We start from the raw sequence: 26,312 nt of genomic DNA, 5'->3' as shown, positions 1-26,312 counted from the left end.
ACTCATCAGAGTTGGTTTTTTATAAAATTTAAACTGAAGAATTATTCAGAATCTTGCTCTAATAAATCAAAGAATTGATTTAATTTAGGCATAATAATAATTTTTGTTCTTCTGTTTTTTGCTTTGTTTTCTGCAGTATCATTAGGTGCTAAAGGAATGTACTGACTTCTACCAGCTGCAATTAAACGTTCTGGTTTAACACCAAATTTGTATTGTAAAATTCTTGTAATCGAAGTTGCTCTTAAAGCAGATAAATCCCAGTTATCTTGAATTAAATCTCTTTTAATAGGTGTGGTATCTGTATGACCTTCAATCATAACTTCCATTTTAGGTTGATCTTTAATAACCTTAGCAATTTTATCTAAAACTGTGTAAGCATTTTCAGTTACATTATAGCTTCCGCTTTTAAACAATAACTTGTCTGATATAGAAATGAAAACAACTGTTTTCTCTACGTTCACCTCAATATCTTTATCTTGTATACCATCAGCTAAATTTCTAGTTAAGTGGTATTTAATTGCAAGATTTAAAGAATCTTTTTGAGTCATTGCTTTTCTAACTCCATTGATGTATTTGTCTTTTTCACTTAATTGTGAAATTACATTTTTAATGTTATCAGATGAAGATTGAGTTAAAACTGTTAAGTTTTCTACTTGTTTTAAAGCTGTCTTTTTATCTTCTTGCAAATATTTTACCTGCTCAGACAATGCAAAAACTTTAGTGTCTTGTTTTTCTTTCTCAATTAAACATTTTTGTAAACTAGTTTCTACTTTTAATAATTCGTCTTTAGCCTGTGCATGCTCTTCTTGTAAGGCTACAAACTCTTTTTTTGAAACACAAGAAGTCATAAAAAAAGTAAATAAAACTACTACCGCTGTTAATTTTTTCATCATTTATAAATTATATATTCTCAGACAAATTTAACAAAATCGTTAAATAAATAGTAACAATGCATGTATTTTATGAAAATTTTATATCCTATTTTTGTTTCTAAATTTTTATCTATGTCATTTCGAATTGTATTAAGTCGTTTTTTGGTTTTATTTCTGCTTGTTTCTTGCGCTAAAAATGTAGAAAAAAAAGACTATACCTTAAAAGGAGGTGTCTTTGGTACCACCTATAAAATCACCTATTTAGAGGCAGATAAAAACTATCAAAAAGAGATAGATAGTTTGTTTGAGGTAGTGAATAATTCAGTTTCTACTTACATTCCAGATTCTGATATTTCAAGAATTAACAGAGGTGAAAAAAATGTTAAAGTAGATGCTATTTTTAAGGAAGTTTTAGAAAAATCTAAAATCATTTATAAGCAAACAGATGGCTTTTTTGACCCAACTGTAGGTAATTTAGTAAATGTCTACGGTTTTGGCCCAGAAAAAGAATTGTTAGATATTACTGAAGAGGTCATAAATGAAGAACTTAAATACGTTGGTTTAGATAAGGTTAGTCTTAAAAATCAAGTAATTGTTAAAGACGACCCTAAAGTTTATTTAGATTTTAATTCTATAGCAAAAGGTTTTGGAATAGATGTTATTGCAAGATTTTTAGAATCTAAAAACATCAAAAATTATATGGTTGAAATTGGTGGAGAAATAAGAGCAGAAGGTGTCAAGAAGAATGGTAAACCATGGTTAATACAGTTGGTGAATCCTGTAGATGTAAATACAGGTTATAAAACTATAAACCTTTCAGGGAAATCTATGGCCACTTCTGGTAATTACAGAAAGTTTAAAGTTACAGACGATGGTAAAAAATACGTGCACACCATAAACCCAAAAACAGGTTTAGCAACCGAAAGTAATTTGTTAAGTGCTTCTGTAATTGCACCTTTAGATTGTGCAGACGTAGATGCTTATGCAACTGCTTTTATGGCAATGGGTTTAGAAAAGACCAAAGCTTTTTTAGAAGATTATAAAAATATAGAGGTTATTTTACTATTTTCTGACAAAGATGGAAATTTGAATGAATACTCTACAAATACCCACAATTAGGTATATTTTGTTCATTTTTAGTTTGTTATTTTTACTATCTTGCTCATACCAAAAAAATAATTACATAAATTAATTGAACGCCATGAAAATTAAATTATTCACCCTAGCTTTTTTGCTATCTTTTGTAGTGTCTTATAGTCAATCAAATAAGGAAATAGCAAATGTTTATTTAAAAAGAGCAAAAGAAGCTATAGAAACGAGTGTTGATTACGAAACTGCTCTAACTTACTTTAATAAAGCAATGAAGTTTACAGATACCATAACAGATCGTAAAATTGCACACTTAGGTTCTAAAATTCATTACGAAGTACACCACAAACAAAATACGCTAGAAGAGCAATTAAATTATTTACAAATTGCTCAAGATTATTCGAAACAGTATTTTCTTTTAGCAAAGAACAAAGGTTCTGAAGAATATATTGAGAATACAGAAGAATACGTTTTAATTAGAGAAACTATTGAAGAAGTTTCTAATGAAATTAAGGCTGAAAATGAAGAAAAACTTCGAAAAGAGAAAGAAATTAGAAGAATAGATTCTTTAAAAGCAACTTGGTCTAAACAATCTGAAAGCTTAGCAATTAAAGTAGATAGCCTTTACAAGTTTAATAAAAATGGTTTTGCGTTAATAGAACTTGATGGTTCTTATGGGTTGATTAATGATTTGGGAGAAACGATTATAAATACTGGTAAATATGCAGATGCACTTCAGTTTGATGGTTATTTTGTTTTTAAAAATAAGAAGGATAAGCCAACAAAAATATTTGCTTACGACAGTTCAAGTAAAGTAGGTACAATGTTACCAGCTGTTTCTGACTTTAGTACTTTGTCTACAAATTATGGTATGGTTATGTTGCCAAGAGGAAATGGGCGCATTGTAACTTATCCAAACAACGTTAAAGAGCCATTGGTGTATGATGTAAGCTCAAAAAAGTTTGTAAGAGTAGCAAACCAAGAAGATTTACTAAAAGATTTAAAAAAGGCAGATGTAATTGATAAATACAACAAAGATGGTGAGGTTAAGGTTGATAAAGAATGGTATGTATTTGGAGGTCATTTAGGAGGTGGAGTTCATCCTCTATATTCTGTAGAAGATTATAAATTACAATACTATTTGTGTTCTATTGATGGTAATTTAATAGATGCTTCTTCTGATTTTGGTTACTTAGGATATTTCTATCAAAATAAATACCAAGCATTGAAAAATAACAAAACTGTTTGGGTAAATCAAAATGGAACAAAAGTATCTGATGCCAAAAGCGAAACTGCAGTTTATGGTGGAGATTCTAAAGTAAGAAAATTAAATTCTGGTGCGTATCAGATTTTGAGAGATAATATGATTATTAAAGGCCAAGAGAAGTTGCCAAAAATGGCAGATTTTCTAAGACAAAATTCAGGTAAATAATTAGTTTTTATAACAAACAGGGAGTATTTCTCCTTTCATTAAACAAAATCGTTCTAGTTTTTCTGGAGCGATTTTTTTTGTATAATCTACCTCATCAACCCTAAAGCCAATTTTTCTAAGCTTATTAAAATAATCTCTACCATAAACACGAACATGATCATATTGCCCAAAAATTTCTGCTCGTTGTTTTTTATCTGTAATCGAATTATCTTCAAAGGTAATTGCCCTGCTTAAATCTTGAGGTATTTGGAAAATTCCAAATCCACCATTTTTTAAAACACGAAACAATTCTTGCATTGCTTTTGTATCATCAGGTATATGTTCTAAGACATGATTACAAAAAACAACATCAAACTCATTATCCTTAAAAGGTAAATCGCAAATATCTGCCTTAACATCTGCAATAGGGCTTTCTAAATCTGATGTGATGTACTCTAAATTATCTTGATTTCTGAAAATGTCTAAGAAGCATTGTTCAGGTGCTATATGTAAAACTTTTAGCTTTTCTTTTGATTTGAAAAACTTAGTTTCATCCTTTAAAAATAGCCACATTAATCTATGTCTTTCTAAAGATAATGTAGAGGGAGAAAGTGCATTTTCGCGTTGTTTACCATAACCATAAGGTAAAAATTTGCGAAAAGATTTACCATCTATTGGGTCTGTAAACTTATCGCCCTTCAAATACAAACCAATTAGAGGTCTAACTACATAACTTGCTTTTATTAAAAAAGGTCTTGGTATGGTATTTAATATGGATTTGAAAAAAGACACTTATAAATTTTGTCTAAATTCATCTTCTTCGTTAGTTTCTATACCTAAAGCTTCATGTACATATTTGAAAGTAGACAATAGCTCTGGTTTACCATTAACTATAGCAACATCGTGCTCAAAATGAGCAGATGGTTTATTGTCTAAGGTAGTAATTGTCCAACCATCTGAGTGTTGTCTAATTTTTTGAGTTCCCATATTTATCATAGGTTCAATGGCTACAACCATACCTTCTGTAAACTTTTTACCTCTTCCTCTTTTACCATAATTTGGCATTTCTGGATCTTCATGCATTTTTCGTCCTAAACCATGACCAACAAGTTCTCTAACCACTCCATAACCATGCTTTTCAGTAAAATTTTGAATAGCAAAACCAACATCACCAACTCTGTTCCCTGCTTTAAATTCTCTAATACCAACATATAAACTTTCTCTGGTTACATCTAAAAGTTTTTTAGTATCTGCATCAATTTCACCTACAGCAAAAGTGTAAGCGTGATCACCATAAAAATCATTTTTTAAAGCACCACAATCAATTGAGATAATATCACCTTCTTTTAAAGGCTCTTTTGTAGGAAAACCGTGAACTACTTGCGAGTTTGGACTCATGCATAGTGTGTTTGGAAAATCGTACAAACCTAAAAATCCAGGAATAGCACCTTGTTCTCTTATAAAATCTTCTGCAAGTTTATCTAAAAATAAAGTAGATACACCAGGTTTAACTTCTTTAGCAAGCATACCTAATGTTCTAGAAACGACTAACGCACTTTCGCGCATAATTTCTATTTCTTCTCTGGTTTTAATCTTAATCATCTTAAAAAAATTGAAACGCAAAGTTACTACAATTATTAGGATTTTTGGATGCTTAGTACTTAAGAGTAGTACTGTTTATTTACTTCTATCATAAGAGTGTTTGTAAGGTTCTCCTGTAAGAATTTTTAGAATATCTTTTTCTAAAGATTCTCTAGGGTACTCTACAAAACGCCCAACTTCTTTACCATCTTTATAAAAAATAAAAGTAGGTACTCTTATAATATTAAAACCTTCTTGTAAATTGTTTGGTGTTTTTTTGTTTCGGCCAACAGTTATTAGTTCAAAATATTCTTGATCAAAGTCTGTTTCATCTAAAATTTTATAAAAACGAGGTGTTTCTCTTTTACTATCTCCACACCAAGTACCCATAAAACCTTTAATGGTAAAATCGTTAATAATTGGTTTTAACTTTGCTATTAATTCTTTGTCTGTATTGTACTCTTTGTACCTATCATTAAACCAGTAGTTGTAAGAGTTCTCATTAAACATTTCTCTGTTTGCAATACCAATTAAATAATCTCTATCATTTTTTGTAGCATTTGCTGCTGGTGCTTTTTGTCTAACAACCTCCTTAACTTCTACAACTTCAATTTTTTCTTCAATTTCTGTATTGTTCTCAACTGCAGTTTTATTTGCATTACATGCAGAAAGTAGTATTGTAAAAAATAGTATTGATATGTTTTTCATAGTTATAAAAGCGATTTTTGAGTCATTTCTTTTGGTTGTTCTACTCCAATTAATTCTAAAATAGTAGGTGCAACATCACCTAAAATACCACTTTTTATCGATTTAATTTCATCGTCTATTAGAATAAAAGGAACTGGATTTGTGGTATGTGCTGTATGAGGTGATCCATCAGGATTCATCATAGTTTCACAGTTTCCATGATCTGCAATTAAAAGGGTTGTATAACCATTTTTTAAGCCAGTATCAATAACGGCTTTCGCACATTCATCTACAGCTTCACACGCTTTAATGGCAGCTTCCATAATACCTGTATGCCCAACCATATCACCATTTGCAAAGTTTAAACAAACAAAATCTGCGTCACCTTTTTCTAAATCTTCGCAAAGTGCATCTTTTAATTCATAAGCAGACATTTCTGGTTTTAAATCATAAGTTGCTACTTTAGGAGAATTTCTTAATATTCTAGATTCGCCTTCAAAAGGTGCTTCTTGGCCACCTGAAAAGAAGAAAGTAACATGAGGATATTTCTCTGTTTCAGCAATTCTAATTTGTTTTTTACCAGCATTGGCTAAAACTTCACCTAAAGTGTTTTTAATATTATCGTTATTGTAAATTACGTTAATGTTGGTAAAAGATTCATCATACAAGGTCATTGTTGTATAATATAAATCTAGTTTTTTCATATTAAATTCAGGAAAATCTGTTTGAGAAAGCGCATTTGTTAACTCTCTACCTCTGTCTGTTCTGTAATTGAAGAAAATTACAGCATCACCTTCTTTAATGGTTGTTTTTGGTGTGCCATCTTCATTGGTAACAATAATTGGTTTGTGAAATTCATCAGTTAAACCATCTTGATAATTCTGCTTAATGGTTGCAATTACATCAGTAGTTTTGGTACCTGTACCATTCACAACTCCATGATATGCTTCACTAACTCTTTCCCATCTATTGTCTCTATCCATGGCATAATAACGCCCAGTAACAGTAGCCAATTGCCCTGTACTATTTGCCATATATTCTTGAATATCATTTATAAAATAAGCACCAGATTTTGGGTCACAATCTCTACCATCTGTAAAAGCATGTAGAAAAACATTATCTACCTTATTTTCTTTGGCAACATCTAAAATTCCTTTTAAATGATTAATATGAGCATGAATACCTCCATTAGAAACTAAACCTAATAAATGCACATTTTTATGGTTTTCTTTGGCGTATTTAAAGGTATCTAACAACACTTTTTCTTGACCTAAAGTATTTTCTTGAACAGCTTTGTTTATTCTAGCTAAGTTTTGATATACAATTCTACCAGCACCTAAATTCATATGTCCAACTTCTGAATTTCCCATTTGTCCTTCAGGTAAACCCACATGTTCTCCATCAGTTCTTAATTCTGCATGAGGATATTTGTCATATAAAGCGTTAATATAAGGTGTGTTCGCATTGTAAATGGCAGAAACTTTTGGGTCTTGTGTAATACCCCAACCATCTAGAATCATTAAGATTACTTTCTTGTTCATGTTATTGATTTATAACGTAAAAATAAGAAAGATTTTAGAGAGTAACTTAAAATTTTACGAAACCGATAGCGTAAATGATAATAAGGATTCCCAAGACAAAAAGAATGATATTTCTTCTTAGTTTACGCTTGTTTTCTGCCTGTAGTTTTTCTCTAATTTGTTTAAGTTGAATTTTATTGGCTTTTTTATCAAACTTAACCTGAATTGCGTTTCCTTTTTTATGGTTTTTAAGTTTTTCTAAAGCAGACACACGATTTCTCTTGTTATTTTTTAAACTAGTAATCATTGCTGCTGCAGAACCTCCAAAACCCATAATTGTATCTCTTTTATAGATATGTAGGTATTTTATTGATTTTGTTACAATTAGTAATATCGTAATTTATTTTACCAATCGTTTTCAAATCAATTTTTAACATGAAATAAAACATAGATTAATTGTAAAAATCGTAATTTTACAAGGTAAATTATATGAGATTTTTTTAATGGATTCACACTTTGAAATGAATGCTGTAACTAAGAAGTTACCAAAACATTTACACAAGTTTGTTGTTAAGCAACCTTATGAGGAATACACACCACAAAACCAAGCAGTTTGGAGGTATGTAATGCGCATGAATGTAGATTATTTAAGTAAAGTAGCTCACAGATCTTACATTCCAGGTTTAGAAAAAACAGGTATTTCAACAGAAATCATTCCTAGAATGGAAGGTATGAACAGAATCTTAAAAGAAATTGGCTGGGCAGCTGTTTCTGTAGATGGTTTTATACCACCAAATGCGTTTATGGAGTTTCAAGCTTACAATGTTTTAGTGATTGCATCAGATATGCGAACCATAAACCACATAGAATACACACCTGCACCAGATATTATTCACGAAGCTGCAGGTCATGCACCAATTATTGCAAACCCAGAGTATTCTGAGTATTTAAGACGTTTTGGAGAAATTGGTAGTAAAGCCATTTCATCTGCTAAAGATCACGAAATGTACGAAGCTATTCGACTTTTATCTATTTTAAAAGAGAATCCAAACTCTACAGAGAAACAAATTCAAGAGGCTGAAGAAAAAGTAGCTTGGCTGCAAGACAATATGGGTGAATTGTCTGAAATGGCTATGATTCGAAATTTACATTGGTGGACAGTAGAATATGGTTTGATTGGCACTTTAGAGAATCCAAAAATTTATGGAGCAGGTTTATTATCATCTATAGGTGAAAGTGCTTGGTGCATGCAAGACAAAGTTAAAAAGGTAAAATATTCTATAGAAGCTGCCACTAAAAATTTTGATATTACAAAACCACAACCACAATTATTTGTAACTCCAGATTTTGCTTATTTAAGTTTAGTTTTAGACGAATTTGCAAATACAATGGCTCTGAGAAAAGGAGGCTTAAATGGTGTGCAAAAATTAATAGATTCACAAAATTTAGGAACGATTGAATTAACTACTGGTATTCAAATTTCGGGTGTTTTTGATAAAGTTATTCAATTTAAAAACAATAAAGTAGCTTACTTTCAAACAAAGGGAGCAACAGCTTTGGCTAATAGAGATAAAGAATTAATTGGGCATGGTACAGCTGTACATCAAAATGGATTTGGTAGCCCAATAGGTAAGTTAAAAGGAATTAATTTGCCTATTGAAGACATGAGTCCAAGAGATTTAAAAGCTTATGGCATTTATGAAGGTGAATTCATGACCTTAGAGTTCGAAAGTGGTATTGTTTTAAAAGGTAGAGCAATTACAGGAACAAGAGATTTAAGAGGTAAAATACTAATAATTACTTTTGATGAATGTACTGTTACTTACAAAGATGAGGTATTATTTAAACCTGAATGGGGTTTATATGATATGGCTGTTGGTTCTTCAATTGTATCTGCTTATGCAGGGCCTGCAGATGTAGATTCTTATGATGGTTTGGGCAAAGTTTCAGAAACAAAAACGCATAAAATTGTTTATACAAATGCTGAAAAACAGTTGTATACTCTTTATTCATCAGTTAGAAAAATGCGTGAAGAAGCAACAGTTTCCGAAGAAAAAATAACTGCTATTTATACTGATTTAAAAAATAATTATCCTAATGATTGGCTCTTGCATTTAGAACTTTATGAGTTGGCTTTAGCTAATAATTATGCCATAAAAAGTTCAATTTTAGAGACGCTACAATCACTAAAAAGTAACAAAAGTTACACTAGCCTTATTGAAAATGGTTTAAATTTGCATCAACTTTAAACAAAATAACGTGGGTTTATTTGACATTTTTAAAAGGAAAGATATGAGTGATGAAATCAAAAATTATTTAGGAAAAGATGCAGTAATATTAGATGTGAGAACACAAATGGAATGGGATGAAGGCCATATACGAGCTGCAAAACATATTGTATTAAACTTGATTCCTACAGAATTAGATCAAATAAAGGCTTGGGAAAAACCAATTATTGCTGTTTGTAGAAGTGGAGGTAGAAGTGGACAAGCTACTCAGTTCTTAAAACAAAACGGACTAGATGTAATTAATGGTGGCCCTTGGCAAAACGTAGCACAACATTTAGAAGACTAAATCAAATTTCTTTTTTGAGCTTTCATTACAGCTTCCATTTTACTGTGAACCTGTAATTTTTTGTAAATGTTTTCTATATGTTTACGAACAGTAGAAGGTGATATTATTAAGTTATCAGAAATACTATTATAGTTTAAGCCTTTACTTAACTGTATTAAAATTTCGGTTTCTCTTTTTGTTAATTTAATAGTATCAGATTCTTCTATTTTTTCAGTTGCTATTGTTGGGTTTCTTAATAGGTTTAAAGTTTTTAAGGCAATACTTGGTGACATTGGTGCACCACCTTCTGTAACTTCTATAATGCTTTTGTAGAGATTTTCTGCATCAATTTCTTTTAATAAATAGCCATTCGCACCTGCTTTGATGGCGTTAAAAATATACTCATCATCATCTACCACTGTTAGCATAATAACTTTTATTTGAGGGTATTTATTCTTTACCAATCCTGTTGCTTTAATACCATCCATTTCTGGCATTTGTATATCCATTAAAACAACATCTATGTTATGGTTCTCCTCTAATTTACCAATAAGTTCAGCACCATTATTTGCATGATACTTTACAGAAATATCATCAAAAAATGACAATTTTTCTTTAATGGCTTTGGTTAAAAAGTAATTATCTTCTGCAATACAAATTTTTAAACTCATGTTATTTTGTTTTCTAAAGCAATTTTTAAAATGATTTCTGTTCCCTGTTTAAGTTCAGAATTTATAATTACAGAGCCATTGATTTCGCTCATTCTTTTTTCCATATTGCTTAAACCATTGCCAAGTTCTACAGTTTTTAAATTAAAACCTTTACCATTATCAGAAACTTTAATTAAAAAATGAGCTTCCTTTTTGGCAAGTTCTACATTTATTTTAGATGCTTCTGCATATTTTAAAGCGTTATTAATGGCTTCTTGAATTACTCTAAAAACGTTCATGCCTACTATAGAAGGAAAACTTTTATTTGCATCAATATCATAAGAGATATTAAAATCGATATTTGGTACAGAAACTTTTGCCTTTTCTATAAATGATAATATTCTAGAGTGTAAATCCTCTACAGAAATAGTACTTTTATTCATTGCCCAAATTGTGTCTCTTAGTTGATGAATGGTATCTCCTGTAAATGTGCTTATATTAGATAGTTTTTCTTTCAGTTTTTCATTTGCATCTTTAGACACATATTTTAAATTGTCTATAGAAGAAATTATAAAGGTGAGTTGAGAGCCAATATTATCGTGCAAATCTCTAGAAATTCTAAGGCGCTGTTCTTGCAATCTGTTTTGAGTTTTTATGGTAGCAAGTGCATCTTTTAAATCGATTTCTTTTTGCAGTTGATTTCTTTTAAGCTGATTTCTTTTGTAGATAGCGAAAAAGATTATACCTAAAATAATTAAAGCAGAACTAAGCAAAAGAGCATATAAATTTCTGTTTTTTATATCAAGTTCTTGTGCTAATAACTGTTCTTTTTGCTCTGCAATTTCTTTCTCTTTTTTAGCAGTTTCGTATTTAATTTCAAAATCAGAAATTTTATTTTGTAACGAGTTTTTAGACAATTCTTGCTCTAAATTGTATTGTTGTTCAAAAAACTCATATGCAACTTTAAATTGATTTTTATCTGCATATAATTTTGATAAATTTTTATACAATTTAGCCTTATCTGAAGGTTTATTCGAAGATTCTATTAAAGGTTTTGCTTGTAATAAATAGTTTTCTGCTGTATTCAATTGATTAATCTTTAAATAATTAACACCAAGATTTAAATAGGTTAACCTTAAAGTTTGATTGTCATTCGAATTTGTTGCTTCTGGAATAACTGTTTTATAAATTTCAATAGCTTTTTTGGGTTTATTTCTAGCTGTTGCCAATTGAGCTAGCCCTGTTTTAGTATATAAAATAATTTTTCCGTAATTAATTTTACCACCTAACTCTAAAGACTGCTGGTAGTAATTTTCTGCTTTCATATACAAAGAGGTATCATTTTCTTTTTCACCAATTTCTTTATACATACCAGCCACGTTGTATAAACTATTTGCAACATCTATTTGGCTGGTTCCATTCTTTTTAATTTCTAATGCATTTAAATAAAACTCTAAAGCTTTATTGTACTCTTTCATGTCCTCGTAAATTAAACCAATGTTGTTAAAAGATTTACCAAGTGCTGTAGAATCGTTTAACTTTTCAGCTAAAAAAATGGCTTTTTTATGAACGTCTAAAGAAGCTTCAGCTTCTCCTAAATAAGACATAGCTAATGCTTTATTATTTAAAAAGCGTAGTTGATCCTCGTCTATTTGCTCTTTTTCAGCCAATTCTAATGCTTTAGAAAAATTGTTTAAAGCACCTTTAAAATCGCCTTTATAAAAATGCAAAACACCAAAATCTCCATAATATTTAGAGTATAACTCGTAATTGTAGTTGTCTTTTAAAATTGCCCAAGCTTTATTATAATATTTTTCTGATTCTTTATAATCTCCTTTAACAATAAATAGTTGTGCATACTTTAAAATGGCACTAATGTAACTTACTTGAAGTGTAGGTTCTGATTCTGTAAATTGTAAGGTTCTTTTTAAATAGAATTCTGCAGAATCCTTGTTAGAGCTAAAATAATTATCGATTAAAAGTAAGTAAGTAGCCGCTTTTTGTTTTTTGGTTTTAGCTAATGTGAGTGAAGTTTTTAAACTATTTATAGTATTGTTTTGAGCTAATAAAATAGAGGTATTTGCCATTAATAATAGGGCAAATACGAGTAAGGTCTTTTTCATAAGTAAAAGTAAATCAGGTAACCAAGTTAAAAAAAACAATTTAATGTAAGATTTCTAAAAGCGAAAATTGAATATTTAGAAGGTTTACATTCACTATTTTTAGCTTCAATTTAATTGATTGCATCACCACCTTAAGAGAACTATTTTCATGTTCTAATAATAAAGTTGCGTTATTTTCCTCTAAAATGGTCTTCATTAAAATTTTAATTTTAGTATGCTCTCTTCTCTTTAATTGATAATAAGAATTGGATAAAAAAACAATCAATAACACCATAAATGCAATGATTATAAAAATTAAAATTGGGGGATATCCTTGCATTTATAGGTGTTTTAAGTTGTTTTTAAAGCTACTATAGATAGTGTTTTTTATTTGAAAGTGATGACCTTTAGCGTTTGAAAAGTATTATCACAAACATGAAAGTCTAAAGGTTGTTTGTTAAAGACAGAATCAGATAATTGTTGAGCATACATTTTAAATATAGCTTCATAGGTTTCACTTTCTGCAGCATCTGTGGTAGTTACCATTCTAAATGGATAATGATTGTTTTCTTTATTTTTAGAAAGTTGAACCGATTTTTCGTTTTCACCTGCAAATTTTGATGATACTAAAAAATCGCCCAACTTTTCTGCTTCCTCTTTTTCAACTAAATCTGTATAGTAAACTTCTGTTTTATCATATTGTAATTTTTTGCCATATTCAGAGCAACTAAAAAGTAACAAAAAAACAATAAGACACAATAAAAGTTGTAATGCTTTCATCTTAGTTTAACTTAGAAAATAAAGCGTCTAACTGTTTGTTTAAAAATGTGTTACAAGCGTTATAGAATCCGTTTGCAAATTTTGTGGCATCTACAGGAATCCATTTTGTTGTAGTAGAAAATCGATCTGCTTTTGCATCTAAATAATTAGAAAAGGTAGAAAAAGATGTAGGTACAAAAGAACCTTGTTTTTGATAGGCTACAATTTTTTCTTTTTTCATAACTCCCTCAATTTCTTCGTCACCTTTTAAAGTTCCAATAAAAGAAGATTTTGTTCCTAAGCCAGATTTACCTTGAGAAAAAGTAATGTTTGAACTTGCAGGATAAGTATCTGATGCCCCAGCAATTTTTACAGAACCAAATAGCTTACCCATAGTGGTTTTTTTCTTTTTCAATTTTTGAGGAACAGATATGGCATGGTTATTTATCAATCTTAAATTGGTTTTAATTTTAACCTTGGCTGCTTTACCTTTCATCCAATCACTGCCTTCCTCAGAAAACATAACGTATAAATTTACGTCTGCAACAATAGCATCATTTAGCGCTTTAGATAATTTAGATTGTAAGCCAATACCGCCTAAAAAACCTTTTTTTACTTCTCCTTTATCAGTTTTTCGTTTGTAGAAAGTAGTATAACCTTCAGGAATTACATTAATAATTCCAGAAATACTTTCACCAATAGCAGGCCCTGAGGCCTTTTGCCATCCTTCAAAAACACCAGTGTTTTCTGCAGTATCAAAAGTTATTATTTCATAACCTTCTTTCGTAATTCTATCAATAAAATTCTTGTAAAGTTCGTTTGTTTTTGCAAGCATTAAATTTGCATCAATACCATCTAAACCAACAGCAGCTTTAGCAGTTGCATTACTTGTATTGCCACCAATTCTACCTCCATTTCCACCAGCTTTAAAATCTATTGCTTCCTTATACATCTCAAAGTTTACGTTAAAAGTGTTGATGTATATTTTTTTAGGTGCTTTTTTCATGGTGCTCATCCCATATTTTTTAGATGTGATTTTCAAGTCTCCAATATTTTGAGCAGTACTTACAAAAGATATGCAAAAAGCAAATACAAGAAGTGCCAAATTTTTCATTTTTAGTGTTTTAAAGTTACTCTACAAAAGTCACAAGAAAGGAAAGCGCTTACAATACGCCATTTGACGTATATTTTTATTCGGTATAAGAAATTAGTTGTTTTTTAATTTCATCTGCAGTAGCTTTTTCATTGGCTAATTTTACAGAGAGTGAGTCTAGAATTGCTGAGTTTTCTTTTATAGATTCAAAAAATAAATCGACAATAAGTCGAAAAACAATTAATAAAACAGCGGCAATTAAGCCTGCACCATTATCAAGAAAAATAAAGAAAAACGAAATAATTACAACAAATTGCTGGATAAAAATTCTTAAATAGGGTTTAAACATCAACTCTTTGGTTGTAAATTTTAGATACTTTTTTTGAGCAATATAATCTGTAATAAATTTACCCAAGTGCGCAAAAATAATGGCAGGTAAGGCATATTTTATGTCTTCTAATTGCAAAATTGTGGTATAATTTTCTATGAGGTTAAAGGGTTCTTTTATGATGCTACTTTTGCCCATACTAAAAAGTGCAAAGCCGAATATGGATTGTATGGCTACGAAAAAACCATAATGTACTGCAAAGAAAAGAATTAAGGTAACATTCTTAGTTTTAGACTTGCCAAAACAAATTGTAGTTGCCATTTTTAATGCATTAAAAATGCCTATTAAAATGGTTTCTAGAAAGTAGGCAAACAAAATAGTAAGGGCATTTGCTTTGCCCAGGTATAGTAAGAAAAGCAAATAAATGCTACTTAACCAGATAAATGCATTTTGAGGTGTAGGATATAATATCTTCTTAATCACGCAGTAAATTTTAGAACTACAAATCAATAAAAACTATTCATAATTATAAATACGCCAAATGCCTTATTTTAAAAGGATATATGTGGAAATTTAGAAGTTAATAGCTCTTGTTTTAACGATAAATTATGCAAAAATTTTAAATGTTCTTTGCTTTTAGGATTAAATGGTTTGTGTGCAATTCCTTTTTGAATTGTATCAATTTCTTTTAAGCTTGCTTTTGTGTTTTCAGAAAACCAAGTAAATGTAAATTTCTCCCAAATGTATTGTATTGCTGTATGATTAGGGTGTATCATATCTTCTGTATAGAATCTATAATCTCTAAGTTCATCCATCATTATCTCATAAGCAGGGAAGTAGTGAATATTATTTCTTTTGTCAATTGCTTCATGAACGGCAGAAATTAAATGACTCTTACTTTGCATATTTTCTACAAATCCATCTTTTAAATGTCTTACAGGAGATACTGTGAAGAGCAGATTAATATCTGGATTTACATTTTTTACTAAAGAAATAATTGCTTCTAAACTCTCACTTATCTCAGTAATAGTTAATAGTTCTTTTAAAAATTTTTTCTGGGGAATTTTATGGCAATTAGCCACAATTTTATCATCCTCAATAAAACGATAAACCCAAGCTGTACCTAGAGTAATCACTAAATGAGAAGTGTTTTTTAAGAATTTAGAAGTTGCTATAATTTGAGAATTTAGATTGTTTAAAATCATATTCTCATCAACTTCGCTTAACGAAGAATGCGCGTCAAAACTATGATACCTTTCATTCTGAAATATTAAATCATCTTTAGTAAAAGTTTTTGTATTGATAATATCAGTTATAAATTGCTCTATAGCTTTTGGATGAAATAAAATACCAAAAGGATTTTGATAATTTTGTAATTTAAAATAATCTAATTTTTGCCCAATATTCTCTGAAAAACAAGAACCTAATAATAGAATTTTTGAGTTGTAATCTATGAGGTTTCTAGATTGTTTTTCTAAAAGAATCGTGGTTTGAAATTTCATAAATTACTTATTTTGAAAAGTAAATTTAATCGAAATTTAGTACTTCAACAATTTTTTGGTTTTAGAGTTTCCTTTCGTTTGATAATGAATAAAATAATTGCCTCTTGGTAAGGATTGTAAATCAATTTTAACTGTATGATTGGAATCGTTAAAAGTGGTGTTAGCAATTACTTTTACTACAGCCCCAATTGCATTGTATAAAGTAATTTTTGTGTTGGCATTGCTACCTGTAAAATTAAAAATTACAAAGTCTGTAGTAGGGTTAGGATACACCTTAAAAACAGAGTCGTTATTAATACTAGTATCTGATGTTAAAGTAGCATTGCAATTTACTTTAAAAATAGGTAGAGCTTCAAAATTATTAAAAAGTACGGTTTCAGATTCTTGTTTTGTAGCACCCAACCAATCTGTTAAAATGGTGCTATAAATATTTCTGAAATCGAATTGCATTTGCACACCTTCTTGATCATCTACTTGCGTATCAATTTCTGGAGCATCACCTAAAATTTGATTTTTTGCACAATTTCCGAATAAAAATAAAGGTGCAGCAGAACCATGATCTGTACCTAAACCTCCATTAGAACGTATACGTCTCCCGAATTCAGAATAGGTCATTCCCAATACTTTTTGATCTATGTTTAAAAGTTCTAAATCATCTTGAAAAGCAGCCATAGCCTCTGACAATTCTTGTAGTAAACTTGCATGTTGGCCTGTTTTTTTATCGCTTTCTACAACTTGATTATCATGATTATCAAAACCACCAATTTGCACAACATAAACTTTTGTTTGTAAACCGCCAGCGATTAATTTAGCCACTTGTTTTAACTTTTCTGATAAGTCTGAGTCTGTATATTTATTAGATTTGTTAGTGCCAGAACTTGCTGCATTTTGTATAACTTCTGCATATGCGTTGGTTTGCGCTATAGTTTCGTTTACAAAACTTAAAGCATCTCCATAACAATTATTGGGTATTGTACTTGTGTTAGATACTAGTGCTGTACCTGGATTCTCTGGATCTTCAATAGCCAAAGAAAAGTTAGAATTTACACCTTGGCATGTTTCAGAAACTACTTTACCAATTGTAATTGCAAATGGATCTGGATTTGTGGCATCAGGATAATTTGATGGGAAACTGCTGTGATTGACATCAAAATAACGACCTAACCAACCAGAAGCAACAAATTCATTGGCATCTGATGCAGAGTTCCAAATATCAGTAGACCTAAAGTGAGATCTATTTTGATTTGGGTAACCCACATTTTGAATAATTCCTAATTTTTCTTGATCCCAAATTTCTTTCATTTTTTCTAATGAAGGATGCACGTAAGTAGAACCATTTAGACTTAACAATTCATTTTCTGGAATTATAATATTTGAACGAACTGATTGCAAATTGGCATATTCATTCAAATCAAAAATAGTGTTTAAACCATCATTTCCTCCTTGAAGTTGTATTAAAACAAGAACATTCTCAACATTCTCATTATTTTCTGTAAACTGATAATTATTAGGTTTCTCTTTTGCAAATACAGGAAAACCACTCAGTGCAATAGGTAATGATGCTGAGGCTATAGAACTTAGCTTAATAAAATCTCTCCTGTTAAGTTTTTTTTGATTTTTCATAACCTACATTATTTGAAATTCAGACATTTGAACCATAATAGAAAGTAAGTTTCTTAGCTTTTTATCTACAGCAACTACTAAGGTAATGTTAGTGCTATCTGCTAGATATTCACTGTATTCTACTGTCCACTCAAAATCGGGTAAACCAGGTATTAAAAATTCTTTTAAACTTGTTATTTGTTCTTCTGAAACTTCGTAATTAAATAACAAATTAGATAAAGATCTTATTAATACATTAGGATCTGTTGCATTTTCTATTTTTGAAACTATGGTTAAAACCGGAATTAAAGGCGGAATTGTATAGGTTATATCATCGATAACCAAATCACCTCCTGTAACTATAATTCTACAATAGTCTAATCTTTTTGGCAATAAGAAACTATTTACCCAACTTTTGTAAAATAATGGTGCTTGGTAATAGGCTTTCCACCCAGCAACATCTGGATGATGAAAAATATCTTGATTCAAATCAAAACAAGCAGAATATAATACTAAAGCATAATCATATTGCTCTTTAATAGTTGTTGATGGCCCATCAAAAAGTAAAGATTTTGTTACAGATAACATTAAATCAATAGGATTTTTTATCATGCAAAATGTACTTTCAAAAAAGTGATCTGAAGCTAGTATTACTTTTAATGCAGGTGCAATTTCGTAATCATTATCCCTTAAGATTTTGGCTAAAGGTGTAATTACATTTACCTCAATATCATCAGTAATTTCAGAGTTTACAAACCATTTATAGATTTGTCTAATAATGAACTTTGAACACTCTTCTTGCTGAAAAATTACATCAATTAAATCTTTATATTCATCCGCTCCATTTTCTTCAATAACTGCATTATTAAATCTATGAGATAATGTTTTACTGCCTTTTGAATGATTAAAGTTTGAGAAAAACGGAGTTAATGTATCTGGGTCTAGTAGACTTTTAACTCTCCACCCTGTAAGAATTTTTGCGATGGCTACAATATCATCCTCTGTATAGTTTGTATAATCTCCATTACCAACAGCAGCACCTTTACCTAAGGTAAAAAGTTCTAAAAGTTCTCTTGCGTAATTTTCGTTAGGAGCAGAATTTGTGTTTTGGTTTCCACTCAAATAAACCAACATATTTGGGTCTATTGTAATTTTTTTGGTAAGCTCTTTAAAGTTGCCTAAAGCATTTTCTCTTAACGTATTAATGTAATAAAACTCTCTATGAGGATTGGTGTTTACAGATACAAAATGGTTGTGCCAAAATAGCGTAAGCTTTTCTCTGATAGAAATACCAGACTCTTGCATTTGAATAAAAGTCCAAGCATATAAAGAACGATTTCTAGCTCTTATAGCTTTATTAGTAGCTTGTTGTGTGGGTAAAATAGGGTATGGAGCTGCATTTACCCAAGTTTCTCCATAATTTACCTCTGGGTCATAAACTTCGTCTCTTTCTGTACCATCAAGTTCGTACTTTAATGGTGGTTCAGGCATTGGCTGAGCTTCAAAAAGTTTAGAAATTGTGCCAGTTAAACCTAATTCTAAAGCCTCAGTTAAGGTATCTTGAGAACAACCAAAAGAAGCTCTTCTTAATAAATGATTAGCTTCTGCAGCTGTCCAATTTCCAGAATACGTATCTAGGTAAGCCATAGTTAAAGATAATAAAATAATAGATATATAGTAATCTACTATTAATTAAGACTTTAACTTTACAATAAGGTTTAATTAGGCTGTTAAATAATCTTTCGCTTTTTCTAAAGCTTTAGGAATTCCACCAGGATTTCTACCACCTGCAGTAGCAAAAAATGGCTGGCCACCTCCACCTCCATGAATTAATTTCCCTAATTCTCTAACAACAGTTCCTGCATTATAACCTCTTTCGTTTGCTAATTCTTTAGAAATATAACAAGTTAACAATGCTTTTTCGTTACTTGGAGCAGAAGCAAATAGCAAAAATAAATTTTGATGTTCTTTACCTAAACTAAAAGCCAAATTCTTTATTCCATTAGCATCTAAATCTACTTTAGTGGCTAAAAATTGAACTCCGTTTATTTCTTGAAGTTGATTTTTTATCTCTCCAGAAAGGTTTTGCGCCTTTTCTTTTAATAGCTGTTCTACTTGCTTTTGTAATTCAGTATTTTCGTCTTGAAGTTTTTGAACAGCTTTAACAGGATTTTTTGTGTTGTTTAATAAATCTTTAATTTCAAATAATGTTCTGTTGTTATCAAAATAAAAGTCTTTAACAGCATCATTTGTAATAGCTTCAATTCTACGAATTCCTGCTGCTACAGCTCCTTCAGATTTTATTTTAAAATGCCAAATATCGCCTGTATTTTTTACGTGAGTTCCACCACAAAGTTCTATAGATTTACCAAATTTAATTGCTCTAACAGTATCACCATATTTTTCGCCAAATAAAGCCATTGCACCATCTGCAATTGCTTTTTCCATAGTTATGTTTCTGCTTTCTTCTAAAGGTAATTTACCAGAAATACGTGCATTGACAAAGTTTTCTACATCTTGTAATTCTTCTGTAGTTAACTTAGAAAAGTGAGAAAAATCAAAGCGTAAGTATTTAGAATGAACAGCAGAGCCTTTTTGCTCTACATGAGTTCCTAAAACTTCTCTTAATGCTTGATGCAATAGGTGTGTAGCTGTATGATTACATTCGGTTCTATAACGTTGTTTTTCATCTACAACTGCTTTAAAGTTTGCATCTAAATTTTGTGGGAGGTTTTTGGCAAAATGTATAATTACATTGTTTTCTTTTTTGGTGTCTAAAATATATACCACATCTCCATGAGTATCTTCTAAGTAACCTTTATCACCTACTTGACCTCCACCTTCTGGATAAAAAGGAGTTAAGTTAAATACTAATTGATACATTTCACCATCTTTCTTAGAGGTTACTTTTCTATATCTTGTTAGTTTAACATTTGCTTCTAAAAAGTCATATCCAATAAATTCTTCTACAGCATCATCAATTAAAATTGTCCAATCATCTGTAGACATTTCACTTGCAGCCCTAGATCTATTTTTTTGCTTTTGTAATTCTTCTTCAAAGCCTTTCTCGTCTAAAGTATAGCCTTTTTCAGATAAAATTAAAGCAGTTAAATCTATAGGGAAACCAAAAGTATCATACAATTCAAAAACTTTATCTCCAGAAATTTCTTTTGATTTTGAGTTTTCGATAATTCCGTCTAATAAAACTAAACCTTGGTCTAAGGTTCTTAAGAATGAAGTTTCTTCTTCTTTAATTACATTCTCTATTAATTGTTTTTGGCTTTTTAGCTCAGGGAAAGCTTTACCCATTTTATCTGATAAAATAGATACTAACCTATAAATAAAGGGCTCTTTTTTATTTAAGAATGTGAAACCATATCTTACAGCTCTTCGTAAAATTCTACGAATAACATAACCAGCTCCTGTATTACTAGGTAACTGACCATCTGCTATAGAAAATGCAACAGCTCTAACATGATCTGAAATTACTCTTGTTGCAATATCTTGTTTTTCATTTTTACCATAAGAAGTGTTGGTAATTGTACCAATTTCTCTAATAATTGGTGTAAAAACATCAGTATCATAATTAGATTGTACGTTTTGTAATACCATACATAAACGTTCAAATCCCATTCCAGTATCTATATGCTTGTTTGGTAATTCTTCTAAAGTACCATTTGCTTTACGATTGTACTGCATAAAAACAAGGTTCCAAATCTCTACAACTTGAGGATGGTCTTCATTAATTAAAGTACGTCCATCAAGCTTTGCTTTTTCTTCTGCAGAACGAATATCAACATGAATTTCAGAACATGGTCCACAAGGTCCTTGTTCTCCCATTTCCCAAAAATTGTCCTTCTTATTTCCTTTTAATATTCTATCTTCAGCTATATATTCTTTCCAAATATCATAGGCTTCAGTATCCATGTTTAGTTGGTCTGCATCTTCTGAACCTTCAAAAACAGTTACGTAAAGAATATCTTTATCGATCTTATAAACTTCTGTCAATAACTCCCAAGCCCAAGCAATTGCTTCTTTCTTAAAGTAATCTCCAAAAGACCAATTTCCTAACATTTCAAATAATGTATGATGATAGGTATCATACCCAACTTCTTCTAAATCATTATGTTTACCTGAAACACGTAAACATTTTTGCGAATCTGTAATTCTATTCTTTTTCGGAGTTGCATTCCCAAGAAAATATTCTTTGAAAGGCGCCATTCCAGAATTTACAAACATCAATGTTGGATCATCTTTTGTAACCATTGGTGCAGAAGGAACTACCAAGTGTGATTTTTTCTGAAAAAAGTCTAAAAAAGTAGCGCGAATATCTTGAGATTTCATAAAAAAGAAGTTTCCAACAAGTTGGATTATGTTAATATATTTTTAAAATAACTGCCCTAAAAAAGCAGTTGTAAAACATTTCGTAAATTTGTGAGTTCTTGTATTGAAAAGTTTTCCAAGAAATCTGTAATACAAACACAAAAATAGTATATTTCACAATATGGCAAAAGTAAAATATTATTATGATGAGGATACGCTTTCTTACAGAAAAATTGCTGTAAAGAAGAGCGATTATTATCGTAAAATATTATTTAGCTTTTTAGGTGTGATTCTTATTGCGTTCATTGGTTTTATTGGCTTTAGTCAAATAATTACTTCTCCTTCAGAACGTGCTCAAAAAAGAGAATTAGAAAACTTAAAGTTTCATTACGAGTTAATTAATAAGAGATTAGAAGAAAGTGCTTCTATATTATCTCAGCTTCAAGAACGAGATAATAATATTTATAGAAGTTATTTTGAGGCAAACCCAATACCTGAAGAACAAAGAAAAGCAGGTTTTGGTGGTGTAAATCGATATAAAAACTTAGACGGATTTGAAAATTCTGAACTAATTAAAAATCTAACTAAAGAAGTTGATATCTTATCTAAACAAATGGTGGTGCAATCTAAATCTTTAGATGAAATAGTTGCATTAGCAAAAGAAAAGGAAGAAATGTTGGCTTCAATACCAGCTATTTTACCTGTTAAAAAAGGTGATTTTTATGTGGCTTCTGGGTATAAAATGAGAATGCATCCTATTTTAAAAATCAATAAGTTTCATAAAGGAATGGATTTTACAGCTCCAAAAGGCACACCTGTTTACGCCTCAGGAAATGGAAAAATCTATAGAGCCCAAAGAAGCTCTACATTTGGTAAAGTAATTTACATAGATCATGGTTATGGTTATAAAACCATTTATGCTCACTTAAGCAAAATGGTAGTAAAAAGAGGAGAAACTATAAAAAGAGGAGACTTAATTGGTTATGTTGGTAACACAGGTTTATCTGTAGCTCCACACTTGCATTATGAGGTTCATAAAAATGATGTGGCTTTAAATCCGATAAACTTTTATTATGGAGATTTAACCTTAGAAGAGTTTGCAAACTTGCAGCAAACCTCAGAAGAAAGTCAATCTTACGATTAATTTAGGCCTATTTTATGTATATAGATTTACCCGAAAAAAGATATTATAAGATTGGCGAAGTTGCATCTGCTTTTGATGTAAACACCTCATTAATTCGGTTTTGGGAAAAGGAGTTTGATATCATCAAACCAAAGAAAAATAAAAAAGGAAATAGACTTTTTACGCAAGATGATATTCATAACTTTAAACTTATCTTTAATTTAGTTAAGGAAAGAGGCTTCACCTTAGAAGGGGCAAAACAGCAGCTTAAAAAGAACCCAGAAAGCACTTTCAATAAGCATGAGGTTATTAGCAGACTAGAAGCTGTAAAAGCAGAATTGCTAAAAATAAAGAACTCACTTTAATTACTTTTTGTAAGACGTTCTTATTTAAATATGCCAATATATTTTACCTGTTTTTATATTATGCATGCATAGTAATTTTCCCTATATTTGGGAAGTATGAAATTACGTATTTGCTAATTTATAGCAGTACATTTAAATAAAACCTCAAAATTATGTCAAAAAAGTATGTAGATTTAGAAACATTGAAATACATACTTTATGATATTCACAAATTAGAAGATTTACTTTCAAGAGAAAGATTCCAAGAACATGATATGGAATCTTTAAATCTATTTATAGATTCTGTAAAAGACTTTTCTGATAGAGAAATGTATCCTTACTTTCAAGAGATGGATGCAAATCCTGCATATCATAAAGATGGAACTGTTATTGTTCACGAACAAGTTCAAGAAGTAATGCATCAATCAGGAGAAATGGGTATTATTTCTGCTTGTTTCGATTATGATGATGGTGGTTTACAAATGCCAATTTCTGCATTTCAGGCAGCAGTGTATATTATGGATGCAGCCAATAATCACTTACCTGGTTATCCTAGTTTAACATTAGGTGCTGCAGAATTAATTATAGAGTTTGGTTCGCAAGTTTTAAAGGATAAATATGTGCCAAATATGTTGGCTGGAGTTTGGGGTGGTACCATGTGTTTAACAGAACCGCAAGCAGGTAGTTCTTTATCTGATGTTGTTACTAAAGCCACACCAACTAATGATGGTTATTACAAAATAACAGGACAAAAAATATTTATTTCTGGAGGCGATTACAATGGTGCAGAAAATATTGTGCATTTAGTTTTGGCAAGAATTGAAGGCGCTCCTAAAGGCACTAAAGGAATCTCATTATTTGTAGTACCAAAAAACAGGTTAAAAGAAGATGGAACTTTAGAATATAATGATGTAATGACTGTAGCCGATTTTCAGAAAATGGGCCAAAAAGGATATTGCACTACGCATTTAGGTTTTGGAGATTCTGATGATTGTAGAGGTTGGTTAGTTGGTCAAGAACACAAAGGTTTAGCCCAAATGTTTTTAATGATGAATGGTGCTAGAATTGCAGTAGGTAGAGGTGCAGCAGCAATTGCAATGGCTGCATATAGAACTTCTTTACAATATGCGAATGAAAGACCACAAGGAAGAAAGTTATCTGCAGATGGTAAGAAAAACCCTACTGAAAAGCAAAGTCTTATTATAGAACATCCAGATGTTAGACGAATGTTATTGCTCCAAAAATCTATTGTAGAAGGTTCTTTAAGCTTAGTTTTATTGGCCTCTAAATATCAAGATATATTAACAACAGCCACTTCAAAAGAGGAAAAAGAAAAGTATCATTTATTGTTAGAAATGATTATTCCTATTGTAAAAACATATCCATCAGAAGCAGGTGCAGAATCTGTAGATAATGGCTTGCAAGTATTGGGAGGTTATGGTTTTTGTACCGATTTTACCCTGCAACAATATTATAGAGATATTCGAATTTCTGCTTTATATGAAGGTACAACAGGTATTCAATCTCAAGATTTATTAGGTAGAAAAGTGCCTATGCAAAATGGTAAAGGATTAGAATTATTATCTGCAGAAATAGTAAAAACTATTATTGCAGCAAGCAATGATGAAGATCTTAAAGTATATGCTAAAATTTTAGGCGATAAATTAGAACTCTCCCAAAAAATTCTTGGTCATTTAATGCCTTTTGCTATGAAAGGTAATTATGAACGTTATTTAGCAGATGCCAATTTATTTATGGAATATATGAGTATTGTTGTGTTAAGTTGGTTGTGGTTAGAAATGGCTGTTGATGCTAAAAAATCTTTAAGTAATAACGATAAAAAATACACAGAAACGTTTTATGAGAGTAAAATTCATACCATGAAATTTTACTTTAAATATGAGTTACCTAAAACCAATTCTTTAGCTGAATCATTAATGAATAATGAAGTTATAACAATTAAAAATGAAAAAGAATACATTATATAATGCATAGTAAAGATCAATTTAATTTATCAGGAAAAGTTGCTGTTATTACAGGTTCAAGTAAAGGTATAGGTAAAGCTATTGCTAAAGGTTTAGCAGAACAAGGAGCACAAGTTGTTATTTCTAGCAGAAACCAAGAAGCTTGTGACGAAGTTGCAAAAGAATTTAAAGAACAAGGTTTAGATACCATCGGTATTGCTTGTCATATAGGAAAAGAAGACCAACGAAAAAATTTGGTTGATAAGACAATCGAGTCTTTTGGTAGAATAGATATTTTGGTAAATAATGCAGCTATTAATCCTGTTTTTGGGCCAATTGAAGAGGTTTCTCCAGAAATTTTTGATAAAATTATGGATGTCAATGTAAAAGCTCCTTGGTCTTTGTCAAATTTAGTGTTACCACATTTTCAGACCAATAAAAACGGCAGTATAATTAATATAGCATCAGTAGAAGCTTTAACTCCAGGTTTAGGTTTAGGTATTTACAGTACAAGTAAAGCTGCTATTTTAATGCTCACAAAAAATCAGGCTAAAGAATGGGGTAAGTATGGTGTAAAAGCAAATGCCATTTGTCCTGGTTTAATTAAAACAAAGTTTAGTGCTGCCTTATGGCAAAATGAAAAAATACTAAGTAAAGTAGAAAAAGCTTTACCATCATCAAGAATGGGAATGCCAGAAGAAATGGTAGGTTTGGCATGTTTACTAGCTTCAGATGCAGGTAATTATATGACTGGAGGCGTTTATACTGCAGATGGTGGTTATATGATTGCAGGTTAAAATAGAAAAACT

General features: G+C 30.5%; 24 protein-coding genes. 8 read left to right on the top strand and 16 right to left on the bottom strand.

Annotated elements, in window-relative coordinates:
* Nucleotides 1-41 precede the first annotated feature (41 nt).
* Nucleotides 42-893, bottom strand: coding sequence for an OmpA family protein (locus MED152_RS07610; protein WP_015481281.1), 852 nt, complete (start codon nt 891-893; stop codon nt 42-44).
* Nucleotides 894-1,004: 111 nt separating this feature from the next.
* On the opposite strand from MED152_RS07610, the gene MED152_RS07605 reads away from it, so the two are divergent.
* Both MED152_RS07605 and MED152_RS07600 read left to right on the top strand, forming a co-directional pair.
* Complete coding sequence (locus MED152_RS07605; protein ID WP_148284805.1) at nt 1,005-1,991, top strand: FAD:protein FMN transferase; 987 nt, start codon at nt 1,005-1,007, stop codon at nt 1,989-1,991.
* 82 nt (nt 1,992-2,073) lie between these two features.
* Nucleotides 2,074-3,393: a hypothetical protein gene (locus MED152_RS07600; protein ID WP_015481279.1), complete on the top strand. Its 1,320-nt coding sequence runs from the start codon at nt 2,074-2,076 to the stop codon at nt 3,391-3,393.
* Here MED152_RS07600 and MED152_RS07595 read toward each other — a convergent pair whose 3' ends face one another.
* From MED152_RS07595 to MED152_RS07575, 5 genes are all read right to left on the bottom strand, one after another.
* Entirely contained in the window at nt 3,394-4,164 is a 771-nt protein-coding gene (locus MED152_RS07595; RefSeq protein ID WP_015481278.1) for a class I SAM-dependent methyltransferase, read from the bottom strand.
* Entirely contained in the window at nt 4,165-4,974 is an 810-nt protein-coding gene (gene map / locus MED152_RS07590) for a type I methionyl aminopeptidase (protein ID WP_015481277.1), read from the bottom strand.
* Between the two features lie 75 nt (nt 4,975-5,049).
* Nucleotides 5,050-5,661 (bottom strand): thioredoxin family protein, encoded by a 612-nt coding sequence (locus tag MED152_RS07585; protein ID WP_015481276.1) that lies wholly within the window; start codon nt 5,659-5,661, stop codon nt 5,050-5,052.
* A 2-nt stretch (nt 5,662-5,663) separates the two neighbouring features.
* Nucleotides 5,664-7,181 carry a 2,3-bisphosphoglycerate-independent phosphoglycerate mutase gene (gpmI, locus tag MED152_RS07580; protein ID WP_015481275.1) on the bottom strand — a complete coding sequence of 506 codons (1,518 nt, stop codon included), beginning with the start codon at nt 7,179-7,181 and terminating at the stop codon, nt 5,664-5,666.
* Between the two features lie 46 nt (nt 7,182-7,227).
* On the bottom strand, nt 7,228-7,494 hold the full coding sequence (locus tag MED152_RS07575) for a hypothetical protein (protein ID WP_015481274.1): 267 nt from the start codon (nt 7,492-7,494) through the stop codon (nt 7,228-7,230).
* 169 nt (nt 7,495-7,663) lie between these two features.
* Here MED152_RS07575 and MED152_RS07570 point away from each other — a divergent pair, with 169 nt between their 5' ends.
* On the top strand, nt 7,664-9,409 hold the full coding sequence (locus MED152_RS07570) for an aromatic amino acid hydroxylase (protein WP_015481273.1): 1,746 nt from the start codon (nt 7,664-7,666) through the stop codon (nt 9,407-9,409).
* A 43-nt stretch (nt 9,410-9,452) separates the two neighbouring features.
* A complete protein-coding gene (locus MED152_RS07565) occupies nt 9,453-9,734 on the top strand; it encodes a rhodanese-like domain-containing protein (protein ID WP_015481272.1) in 282 nt (93 codons plus the stop codon).
* Here the strand turns inward: MED152_RS07565 and MED152_RS07560 are convergent.
* The 10 genes from MED152_RS07560 to alaS all read right to left on the bottom strand — a co-directional run bounded on the left by MED152_RS07560 (nt 9,731) and on the right by alaS (nt 22,093).
* Nucleotides 9,731-10,384 (bottom strand): response regulator transcription factor, encoded by a 654-nt coding sequence (locus MED152_RS07560; protein WP_015481271.1) that lies wholly within the window; start codon nt 10,382-10,384, stop codon nt 9,731-9,733. The genes MED152_RS07565 and MED152_RS07560 overlap by 4 nt on opposite strands.
* Nucleotides 10,381-12,486 (bottom strand): sensor histidine kinase, encoded by a 2,106-nt coding sequence (locus tag MED152_RS13405; protein ID WP_015481270.1) that lies wholly within the window; start codon nt 12,484-12,486, stop codon nt 10,381-10,383. The genes MED152_RS07560 and MED152_RS13405 overlap by 4 nt, the downstream gene beginning before the upstream one ends.
* A gap of 40 nt (nt 12,487-12,526) precedes the next feature.
* Nucleotides 12,527-12,805, bottom strand: a complete 279-nt coding sequence (locus tag MED152_RS07550; RefSeq protein WP_015481269.1) for a hypothetical protein — start codon at nt 12,803-12,805, stop codon at nt 12,527-12,529.
* Between the two features lie 47 nt (nt 12,806-12,852).
* Complete coding sequence (locus MED152_RS07545; protein WP_015481268.1) at nt 12,853-13,245, bottom strand: hypothetical protein; 393 nt, start codon at nt 13,243-13,245, stop codon at nt 12,853-12,855.
* 1 nt (nt 13,246) lies between these two features.
* Complete coding sequence (locus MED152_RS07540) at nt 13,247-14,338, bottom strand: hypothetical protein (RefSeq protein ID WP_015481267.1); 1,092 nt, start codon at nt 14,336-14,338, stop codon at nt 13,247-13,249.
* A gap of 76 nt (nt 14,339-14,414) precedes the next feature.
* Nucleotides 14,415-15,128, bottom strand: a complete 714-nt coding sequence (locus tag MED152_RS07535; RefSeq protein WP_015481266.1) for a DUF6498-containing protein — start codon at nt 15,126-15,128, stop codon at nt 14,415-14,417.
* 68 nt (nt 15,129-15,196) lie between these two features.
* A complete protein-coding gene (locus MED152_RS07530) occupies nt 15,197-16,147 on the bottom strand; it encodes a GSCFA domain-containing protein (protein ID WP_015481265.1) in 951 nt (316 codons plus the stop codon).
* A gap of 36 nt (nt 16,148-16,183) precedes the next feature.
* Nucleotides 16,184-17,770 carry a DUF1501 domain-containing protein gene (locus MED152_RS07525; protein WP_015481264.1) on the bottom strand — a complete coding sequence of 529 codons (1,587 nt, stop codon included), beginning with the start codon at nt 17,768-17,770 and terminating at the stop codon, nt 16,184-16,186.
* A 3-nt stretch (nt 17,771-17,773) separates the two neighbouring features.
* A complete protein-coding gene (locus tag MED152_RS07520) occupies nt 17,774-19,396 on the bottom strand; it encodes a DUF1800 family protein (RefSeq protein ID WP_015481263.1) in 1,623 nt (540 codons plus the stop codon).
* A gap of 75 nt (nt 19,397-19,471) precedes the next feature.
* Complete coding sequence (gene alaS, locus MED152_RS07515) at nt 19,472-22,093, bottom strand: alanine--tRNA ligase (protein ID WP_015481262.1); 2,622 nt, start codon at nt 22,091-22,093, stop codon at nt 19,472-19,474.
* A 160-nt stretch (nt 22,094-22,253) separates the two neighbouring features.
* Here alaS and MED152_RS07510 point away from each other — a divergent pair, with 160 nt between their 5' ends.
* The 4 genes from MED152_RS07510 to MED152_RS07495 all read left to right on the top strand — a co-directional run bounded on the left by MED152_RS07510 (nt 22,254) and on the right by MED152_RS07495 (nt 26,300).
* Entirely contained in the window at nt 22,254-23,216 is a 963-nt protein-coding gene (locus MED152_RS07510; protein WP_015481261.1) for a M23 family metallopeptidase, read from the top strand.
* A 14-nt stretch (nt 23,217-23,230) separates the two neighbouring features.
* Nucleotides 23,231-23,560 carry a MerR family transcriptional regulator gene (locus tag MED152_RS07505; protein ID WP_015481260.1) on the top strand — a complete coding sequence of 110 codons (330 nt, stop codon included), beginning with the start codon at nt 23,231-23,233 and terminating at the stop codon, nt 23,558-23,560.
* Nucleotides 23,561-23,712: 152 nt separating this feature from the next.
* Nucleotides 23,713-25,527, top strand: a complete 1,815-nt coding sequence (locus MED152_RS07500; protein ID WP_015481259.1) for an acyl-CoA dehydrogenase — start codon at nt 23,713-23,715, stop codon at nt 25,525-25,527.
* The gene (locus tag MED152_RS07495) at nt 25,527-26,300 is read left to right on the top strand and encodes an SDR family NAD(P)-dependent oxidoreductase (protein WP_015481258.1); all 774 of its coding nucleotides are present in this window, start codon (nt 25,527-25,529) and stop codon (nt 26,298-26,300) included. The genes MED152_RS07500 and MED152_RS07495 overlap by 1 nt, the downstream gene beginning before the upstream one ends.
* The last annotated feature ends 12 nt before the right edge of the window (nt 26,301-26,312 follow it).

It is taken from the genome of Polaribacter sp. MED152 (assembly GCF_000152945.2).
Taxonomy (GTDB): Bacteria; Bacteroidota; Bacteroidia; order Flavobacteriales; family Flavobacteriaceae; genus Polaribacter.
Note: the sequence above shows the minus strand (reverse complement) of the source record. Positions and strands in the feature narration are given on the sequence as shown.

Bases quoted from the DNA above. Each gene is read 5' to 3' on its own strand.
- MED152_RS07610 (WP_015481281.1), bottom strand. From the start codon at position 893: ATGATGAAAAAATTAACAGCGGTAGTAGTTTTATTTACTTTTTTTATG.
- MED152_RS07605 (WP_148284805.1), top strand. From the start codon at position 1,005: ATGTCATTTCGAATTGTATTAAGTCGTTTTTTGGTTTTATTTCTGCTT.
- MED152_RS07600 (WP_015481279.1), top strand. From the start codon at position 2,074: ATGAAAATTAAATTATTCACCCTAGCTTTTTTGCTATCTTTTGTAGTG.
- map (WP_015481277.1), bottom strand. From the start codon at position 4,974: ATGATTAAGATTAAAACCAGAGAAGAAATAGAAATTATGCGCGAAAGT.
- MED152_RS07585 (WP_015481276.1), bottom strand. From the start codon at position 5,661: ATGAAAAACATATCAATACTATTTTTTACAATACTACTTTCTGCATGT.
- gpmI (WP_015481275.1), bottom strand. From the start codon at position 7,181: ATGAACAAGAAAGTAATCTTAATGATTCTAGATGGTTGGGGTATTACA.
- MED152_RS07575 (WP_015481274.1), bottom strand. From the start codon at position 7,494: ATGGGTTTTGGAGGTTCTGCAGCAGCAATGATTACTAGTTTAAAAAAT.
- MED152_RS07570 (WP_015481273.1), top strand. From the start codon at position 7,664: ATGGATTCACACTTTGAAATGAATGCTGTAACTAAGAAGTTACCAAAA.
- MED152_RS07565 (WP_015481272.1), top strand. From the start codon at position 9,453: ATGAGTGATGAAATCAAAAATTATTTAGGAAAAGATGCAGTAATATTA.
- MED152_RS07560 (WP_015481271.1), bottom strand. From the start codon at position 10,384: ATGAGTTTAAAAATTTGTATTGCAGAAGATAATTACTTTTTAACCAAA.
- MED152_RS13405 (WP_015481270.1), bottom strand. From the start codon at position 12,486: ATGAAAAAGACCTTACTCGTATTTGCCCTATTATTAATGGCAAATACC.
- MED152_RS07550 (WP_015481269.1), bottom strand. From the start codon at position 12,805: ATGCAAGGATATCCCCCAATTTTAATTTTTATAATCATTGCATTTATG.
- MED152_RS07545 (WP_015481268.1), bottom strand. From the start codon at position 13,245: ATGAAAGCATTACAACTTTTATTGTGTCTTATTGTTTTTTTGTTACTT.
- MED152_RS07540 (WP_015481267.1), bottom strand. From the start codon at position 14,338: ATGAAAAATTTGGCACTTCTTGTATTTGCTTTTTGCATATCTTTTGTA.
- MED152_RS07530 (WP_015481265.1), bottom strand. From the start codon at position 16,147: ATGAAATTTCAAACCACGATTCTTTTAGAAAAACAATCTAGAAACCTC.
- MED152_RS07525 (WP_015481264.1), bottom strand. From the start codon at position 17,770: ATGAAAAATCAAAAAAAACTTAACAGGAGAGATTTTATTAAGCTAAGT.
- MED152_RS07520 (WP_015481263.1), bottom strand. From the start codon at position 19,396: ATGGCTTACCTAGATACGTATTCTGGAAATTGGACAGCTGCAGAAGCT.
- alaS (WP_015481262.1), bottom strand. From the start codon at position 22,093: ATGAAATCTCAAGATATTCGCGCTACTTTTTTAGACTTTTTTCAGAAA.
- MED152_RS07510 (WP_015481261.1), top strand. From the start codon at position 22,254: ATGGCAAAAGTAAAATATTATTATGATGAGGATACGCTTTCTTACAGA.
- MED152_RS07505 (WP_015481260.1), top strand. From the start codon at position 23,231: ATGTATATAGATTTACCCGAAAAAAGATATTATAAGATTGGCGAAGTT.
- MED152_RS07500 (WP_015481259.1), top strand. From the start codon at position 23,713: ATGTCAAAAAAGTATGTAGATTTAGAAACATTGAAATACATACTTTAT.
- MED152_RS07495 (WP_015481258.1), top strand. From the start codon at position 25,527: ATGCATAGTAAAGATCAATTTAATTTATCAGGAAAAGTTGCTGTTATT.